General features: G+C 56.3%; 7 protein-coding genes. 5 read left to right on the top strand and 2 right to left on the bottom strand.

Going from position 1 to position 7,220, the window contains the following annotated elements; all coding sequences use genetic code 11:
- Positions 1–300: 300 nt before the first annotated feature.
- The 4 genes from G497_RS18260 to selD all read left to right on the top strand — a co-directional run bounded on the left by G497_RS18260 (position 301) and on the right by selD (position 4,119).
- Entirely contained in the window at positions 301–1,185 is an 885-nt protein-coding gene (locus G497_RS18260) for a metal ABC transporter ATP-binding protein (RefSeq protein WP_084516303.1), read from the top strand.
- On the top strand, positions 1,178–2,020 hold the full coding sequence (locus G497_RS0113175) for a metal ABC transporter permease (RefSeq protein WP_034637985.1): 843 nt from the start codon (positions 1,178–1,180) through the stop codon (positions 2,018–2,020). The genes G497_RS18260 and G497_RS0113175 overlap by 8 nt, the downstream gene beginning before the upstream one ends.
- A gap of 80 nt (positions 2,021–2,100) precedes the next feature.
- On the top strand, positions 2,101–3,048 hold the full coding sequence (locus G497_RS0113170) for a LysR substrate-binding domain-containing protein (protein WP_027188495.1): 948 nt from the start codon (positions 2,101–2,103) through the stop codon (positions 3,046–3,048).
- Between the two features lie 12 nt (positions 3,049–3,060).
- Positions 3,061–4,119 (top strand): selenide, water dikinase SelD, encoded by a 1,059-nt coding sequence (gene selD, locus G497_RS0113165; RefSeq protein WP_084516299.1) that lies wholly within the window; start codon positions 3,061–3,063, stop codon positions 4,117–4,119.
- Positions 4,120–4,248: 129 nt separating this feature from the next.
- On the opposite strand, the gene G497_RS0113160 is transcribed toward selD, so the two are convergent.
- Positions 4,249–4,464, bottom strand: coding sequence for a hypothetical protein (locus G497_RS0113160; RefSeq protein WP_156908123.1), 216 nt, complete (start codon positions 4,462–4,464; stop codon positions 4,249–4,251).
- A 289-nt stretch (positions 4,465–4,753) separates the two neighbouring features.
- The gene (locus G497_RS0113155) at positions 4,754–5,344 is read right to left on the bottom strand and encodes a TrmH family RNA methyltransferase (RefSeq protein WP_027188492.1); all 591 of its coding nucleotides are present in this window, start codon (positions 5,342–5,344) and stop codon (positions 4,754–4,756) included.
- 401 nt (positions 5,345–5,745) lie between these two features.
- On the opposite strand from G497_RS0113155, the gene G497_RS0113150 reads away from it, so the two are divergent.
- Positions 5,746–7,167 (top strand): sodium:proton antiporter, encoded by a 1,422-nt coding sequence (locus tag G497_RS0113150; RefSeq protein ID WP_027188491.1) that lies wholly within the window; start codon positions 5,746–5,748, stop codon positions 7,165–7,167.
- The last annotated feature ends 53 nt before the right edge of the window (positions 7,168–7,220 follow it).

Raw genomic sequence — 7,220 nt, 5'->3', positions numbered from 1 at the left:
CGAGGGCGGAGGGAACAGGCAGCTTTGCTGGCTGTTCATCTCCACGAAGCCCGAGTGTAAGTAAATCGACGGCAGTCGCGAGCATTGCGAGCCGTAGAGTGAGGGCGGAGGGTGCGGGTGGCTTTGCTGGCCGCACATCTACACGAAGCCCGAGCGGATAAAGGAAACAGTCAAGGACGGAAAAGTCTACTCCTGCTTCAAAAAAAGCTCGTGCCTTGCCAAACAGAATAACTGCGCGTTTCCAAGATACGATTTACTCTGTGCTTCCCTATTTATACTGTGACAACGCAACGAGACACTATGCCCGCATCGACTCCCCACGCCCACCCCTGCCAGCAGGCCACACTCCCACCGGAGCAAGCACCTGTGCACCCTTCGGTGCCCGCCGTACAGGTGCAAGACCTTTGCTATGCCTACGGCACGGAAGCGGTGCTGCACAACATAACCTTTACCGTGCAGGCTGGCGATTTTCTGGCCATCATCGGCCCTAACGGGGGCGGCAAAAGCACCCTGCTGCGCCTGCTGTTGGGGTTGCTTACTCCCAGCGGGGGGGAAGTGCGGATATTTGGCAAGGCACCCGCTGCCAGCCGTAGCCACATGGGTTTTGTCCCCCAGTTTACCACCCTCCGGGCAGACTTTCCCGCCACAGTGCTGGAAATGGTGCTCATGGGCGGGGCGCAGGCCAGCCCCCTGGGGGGCGGCTGGGGCACCCACGCCAAGGCCCGGCAAAAGGCCTTGCGCCTTCTGGAAACCTTGGGGCTTTCAGGCCTGGCGGGCAGGCCCATTGGCTCCCTTTCCGGCGGGCAGTGCCAGCGGGCCATGGCAGCCCGTGCCCTTATGGCAAAGCCGGAACCAACACAAGAAGGAGAGGACATTCCCTTCCTGCTGCTTCTGGACGAACCCACCGCCAGCATAGACCCTGAGGGCAAGCATTGTTTTTATGATTTTCTGGAAACATTGCGCGGCAGTTGCACCATTGTGCTGGTTAGCCACGACCTTTCCCTGGCTTCCCCCTACTTCACCAACATTGCCCTGGTCAACCGCACCCTTACCATGCAACCCAGCAATCAGCTTTCCCCTGCGGGCCTTATGGAAACATTTGGCACCCATGCGCACAGTTGCCCCATTGGCGCCCTCCAGCGTCGCCTTGAAGATTCCCAGAACCAGGGGGCGGGCCGTGGCTGATTTTCTTGCTTCCGCAGGTTCCTACCTTTTTCTGCAAAACGCCCTGTGGGCCGCCCTGCTGGCCAGCGTGGCCTGCGGCATTGTGGGCTCCCTGGTGGTGTGCAACCGCCTCACCTTTCTGGCGGGGGGCGCTTCCCACGCGGCGTATGGCGGCATAGGCCTTGCCATTTATTTTGGCTGGCCCCCGCTGTTATGCACCCTGCTCTTTTCTCTTGGGGCTTCTCTGCTTATGGGCTTTGTCAGCCTGCACACCCCTGCCCGCCTGGCTGGCAAGGAAGGTGGGGCAGATGCCGCCATTGGCGTACTTTGGGCAGCGGGCATGGCCTTTGGCATTATTCTTATTGAACTCACCCCTGGCTACACCGGGGAACTCATGGGGTATTTGTTTGGCAGCATTCTTACAGTGCCTCGGGCAGATATATGGGCCATGGCCCTGTTTGATGTCTTGCTCGTCGTGGTGTTGCTCTTCTTCCGCCAGGGGCTTTGGGCCATTTCCATTGATAAAGACTTTGCCCAGGCCCGTGGCCTGCCTGTGCGCTTCCTGTACCTGTTGCTGGTGGGGCTAACGGCCCTGGCGGTGGTCATGCTTATTCGCATTGTGGGGCTTATTCTGGTGCTGGCCCTGCTCACCATACCCCCGGCTATTGCCCGGCGCTTTTGCCGTTCGCTCTATTCCTGCATGGTTGTAGCAGGGCTGTGCAGCCTGCTTTTCAGTCTGGCAGGGCTCGTGCTTGCCTGGTACACCAACATTTCTTCCGGGGCAGCCATTATTGCCGTAAGCACCTTGGCCTATGGCCTTGCCTCCCTGCCTTCCTTGCAGCGCAAAACAGAATAATCCCTCCTGCCTGCTGGCGTAGTGTGACAAAATTTGTTAGGGTTGCCTGAAGTATTCACACTATAAACCCCCAAGTTACTATGTACGACTTACGCAAGTTAGAAGCCTTTTGCAAAGTGTGCGAGTTAAAAAGCTTTTCCAAAGCCGGGGCAGCGCTATTCCTTTCCCAGCCCACCGTAAGCGCTCACATTCAAACCCTGGAACGGGAACTGAACACCAAACTTGTAGACCGCCTTACACGCACCGTGCTGCCCACACCAGCGGGGGAAATACTGCTGCGCCACTGCCACGAAGCCTTTCAAAACCTTGCCAAGGCCAAGGAAGAAATAGACAGCCTGCATTATGAAGCCACAGGCACCCTGCGTATAGCCAGCACCACTATTCCCGCGCACCATGTGCTGCCCAGCATTCTCGCCCATTTTTTAACAAGCCACCCCAAAGTGCAGCCCAAACTGACCATTGCCTCTTCCATGGCAGTACTGCAAAAAGTACGGCAGGGTGAAGTGGCAGCTGGCATTGTGGGCCATTACGACCCCACAGACGCCGACCTGTATGTAACCCCCCTCATTCAGGACGATATTGTGGTGATTGCCCCGGCAACTATCCCCCCCCTGCCCAGCAGCACTCACCTGGCTGGCCTCGCCTTTGGGCAGGCAGCCGCCTTGCCCTGGATTATGCGGGAAGAAACCTCCACCACACGCAAGCTGTTTGAAGAAGCCTTGCGCCTTGCTGGCTATGACCCCCGCGCCCTGTCTACACGCATTACTGTAGACAGTTCCCACGCCGCCATGCAATATGTGGCTGCGGGGCTTGGGCTGAGTATTGCTTCCCACCTTGCAGCCAAAGAGGCTTTGGCAAACGGCACCCTGCGTGCTGTTTCCATTGCCGGAGTTTCCCCTTGCCGCACCTTTTCCTGTGTGGTGAATACCCGGCGGGCCATGTTCCCCACCACAAAACTGTTTCTGCACTATTTGTGTGATGCTACCAGCCCCTTGCGCCACGCACATGCAGCCCACCCCACAACGTAGCCAACACATACCATGAAAACACTGCCACAACGCCTGATAGACTCCTGCCGTTCCGCCGGTTGAGCGGCTAAAATTCCTCCAGAGGCTCTGGAGGGTATTTTGCGCGCTCTGCCCCAGGACCCTTTGGCACAATCCCGTTTGCTTACCAGCAGCCACGCCCATGAAGACGCCGCCATTGTGCGCGTACCTGCGGGCAAAGCGTTGGTACAAACGGTGGACTTTTTCACGCCCATAGTAAACGACCCCTTTGCCTTTGGCCGCATTGCCGCAGCCAATGCCCTTTCAGACATTTACGCCATGGGGGGCGAACCGTGGACAGCCATGAACATTGTGGGCTTCCCCTTGAAAACTATGCCTGCCGAAATATTGCAACGCATTCTGGCAGGCGGGGCAGAAGCCTTGCTGGAAGCAGGAGCTGTGCTGGCTGGTGGGCATAGTGTGGAAGATACGGAAATAAAGTATGGCATGGCCGTCACCGGGCTGGTAAACCCGGAAAGGTTTGCCGCCAACACAGGGTTGCGCCCAGGGGACACCCTGGTGCTGACAAAACCCCTTGGCACTGGCGTGCTGGCCACGGCGGTGAAGGCCCGGTGGGAAGGGCATGAAGCCATGGAAGAACTTATTATTCAGTGGGCAGGCAGGCTGAACAAGCATGGCGCCGAGGTCATTCAGGCCCTGGGGCTGAAAGCCGCCACCGATGTAACAGGCTTTGGCCTTGGGGGGCACCTGCTGGAAATGGCGGAAGCTTCCGGGGTAAGTATAACCCTGTATGCCGGGGCCGTGCCCCTGCTGCCCCACGTTCATGCCCTGGCCAGCATTGGGCTGTTGCCTGCCGGCAGCCACGCCAACCGCGCCCACTGCCGGCACCGCACCCAGGTGGCCCAGGGGGTAGACCCCATTGTGGTTGACCTTGTGTTTGACACCCAAACATCCGGTGGCCTGGTGCTGGCAGTGCCTGCCCGCCTTGTGCACCGGGCCGTTTCCATGCTCCACGACAAGGGCGAGCCTGCCCACGTCATCGGGGAAGTGGTGTGTGCAGAGGGTGCGCCTTGCCTGCACATCCTCCCGTAAGGAAACGCTGATTTATTCCGTTTGGCTGCGTTACTCGCATTTTTAAGGCGGGGCAGGACCAAAGAGTCCAGCACCCGCCTCAAAAAATACTCGTGCCTTGCCAAACAAAACAACTGACCGTTTCCACAACTACTTCTGCGCCCACACGTCATACAAGGCATCCAGTTCTTCCTTGGTATACCGGGGTTCTGTATACATGCCTGCGGCCTCGCGCTGGCGGGCGGCTATTACCTCCGCTCCAGCGGCGAGTAAAATGCTTCGGCGGCAAAGCCGCCTGCGCCCCGCCTTGTCGCTCCAAGATACACCCCGCCGTCCTTTTTCCCTCTCCGCGCCCTGAGCATTCATTGGGCAAAGTACCTGTTTGTTTTTTCCCATGCGAAGCCACCCTAAATCCCGGCAAAGGTCGCGCTTCGCGGGCTTGCCGGGGGGGTACTCTCTGGAGAGCAGAAGGAAAATGATGAAATTTTTACCGCAGGCGAGGCGCGGGGCAATTTTTCAAGGGGCTGTATATAAATACTGCCCCGACGGAAAATTGCCCCACAACGAAGCATCCGGTAAAAAGGGCAGTTTTCCTTCTGCACTCCAGAAGCACAGTCCTCCCCTTCTCCTCTTCTCCGCTCGGGCTTCGTTGAAATTACTTCTGTGCCCACACTTCGTACAGCGCATCCAGCTCTTCCTTGGTATACCGGGGTTCTGCATACATGCCTGCGGCTTCGCGCTGGCGGGCGGCTTCAGCAAGCAGCAAGGCAGCAGCCACAGAAACATTGAAGCTTTGGATCATGCCGTACATGGGAATGTACACTTCGCCATCCGCCATGCCGAACAATTCCTGGTCTACGCCACCATGTTCATTGCCAAGAATAAGCGCCGTGGGGCGGGTAAGGTCGTATTCCCGAAAGGGTCTGGCAGCGGGGCTACAGTTGGTGGCAAGAATTTGCATACCCTGGCCCTTCAATGCGCTGGCAAGGCTCTGGTCGGTGGTATGGCGCACTGTTTCCACCCATTTACGGGCCGAAGCAGAACTTTTTGCCCCCAAAGCCGGGAACGCGCAGTGGGTATAGTACAAATGCACTTCTGGCACGCCAAACGCATCGCAACTACGGTAAATGGCAGAAACGTTGTGCGGGTCGTGAATATTGGCAAGCACAAGGGTGAGATTTTTCTGACGGTGGTGTAACACCCGGTGAATTTTTTCCGCCCTTTCGGGGGTAAGGGAAGTACGCATATCGCCTCGTTTTGGTCATTGGTCCATTACTGCTTATACTGCTGCACACACGCGAAGCGAAAAAAGATTCCCCGGCCTGGAGAAAGGCCCCCTACCCTGCAAAAACAAGGGAAAAGTCTTCCCATAGGCCCGCAGGGAAAAGATGCTTAGCCCGGCGGGGAGATAGCATATATGCCTGTTGAAAAACAACACCTTTTCTGTTATTGTATGCGCTGTGCTTTGTCAGGTACACTTTTGGGTACCTTTTTCCCACCGCGCATGCAAGGTGTGTTTTGTGTAAATACACACTTTTTTGTTCACTTAGTCGCTGCCGCATGACCCAGAAGTGTTACCTCAAGCTGGCTTGAAGGGCAACAACCAGCGCAGCACAACGTATTTTTCGGAGGTGAAACGTGTTATTGATGAAATCTCGATTTATTCCACTACTCACCCTATTATTTGTGCTGCTTTTTCCCCAGGCTGGCCTGTGTGCGGAACTGCACCTTGATGGTGCCCAGCTAGGCCCGCTATGGGTTGTTCCGTTTGTGTGCATGCTGCTTTCCATTGCCATCATGCCCCTGGCTGCTCCTGCCATTTGGCACCACCACTTTGGCAAAATTTCTTTGTTCTGGGGCCTTGCCTTTCTGGTGCCATTTGCCATGTCTTTTGGCGTTCAGCTTGCCCTGTTCGAGCTTTTGCACGCCATTATGCTGGAATATGTACCATTTATCATTCTGCTGTTCGCCCTGTTTACCGTGGCAGGGGGCATTCGCCTAAAGGGCAGCCTTGTGGGCAGCCCCATGGTGAACACAGCCATTCTTGCCGTGGGCACAGCCCTGGCAAGCTGGATGGGGACAACCGGCGCTGCCATGCTGCTTATTCGCCCCTTATTGCGCGCCAACGCACACCGCAAAAGCCGCGTGCATAACGTGGTGTTCTTCATCTTTCTGGTGGCCAACGCGGGCGGCTCCCTTACCCCGCTGGGCGACCCACCCCTGTTCCTGGGCTTTTTGAAAGGTGTTTCCTTTTTCTGGACACTGCAACACCTGTTTCTTCCCATGCTGTTCCTGTGTGGCATTTTGCTTGTGGTGCACCATATTCTTGATACGTACCACTTTAATAAGGAAGGACGCCCCACAGCCCCTGTACAGGAAAACAGCAACGAAAAACTGGGCTTTGACGGCCTTATCAACTTCCCCTTGCTGGTCCTGATTATTGGCGCGGTACTTATGAGCGGCATGTGGCAGCCCAATGTAAGCTTCGACATTTTCAAGGGCGTTCACCTTGACCTGCAAAACATTGTGCGCGACTTACTGCTGCTGGGCATTGCTGGCCTTTCCCTGGTGCTTACTAGCAAAAAAACCCGTGCTCTTAACGACTTCAACTGGGCCCCCATTGAAGAAGTTGCCAAGCTATTCCTGGGTATTTTTATCAGCATGATTCCTGCCATTGCCATTTTAAAGGCAGGCACCAACGGCGCTTTGGCTTCTGTTATTAACATGGTCACTACAGAAGCAGGGCAGCCCAACAACATGATGTACTTCTGGCTTACCGGGCTGCTTTCCAGCTTCCTGGACAACGCCCCCACCTATCTGGTGTTCTTTAACACCGCAGGCGGCGACCCTGTACACCTTATGACAGACATGGCCCCCACCCTGCTGGCCATTTCTGCCGGGGCCGTATTTATGGGTGCCAACACTTACATTGGGAACGCCCCCAACTTTATGGTGCGCTCCATTGCTGAAGACATGGGCGTAAAAATGCCCAGCTTCTTTGGCTACATGGGGTGGTCGCTGGCCTTCCTTATTCCCTGCTTTGTGCTTATTTCCATCCTGTTTATTTAAGGCAGTACATGCCTGCCGCCCTTAGGGCGCATTCTTAGTGTTCACTTCATCAG

It is taken from the genome of Desulfovibrio cuneatus DSM 11391 (assembly GCF_000430005.1).
In the GTDB taxonomy this organism is placed as follows: Bacteria; Desulfobacterota; Desulfovibrionia; order Desulfovibrionales; family Desulfovibrionaceae; genus Frigididesulfovibrio; species Frigididesulfovibrio cuneatus.
Note: the sequence above shows the minus strand (reverse complement) of the source record. Positions and strands in the feature narration are given on the sequence as shown.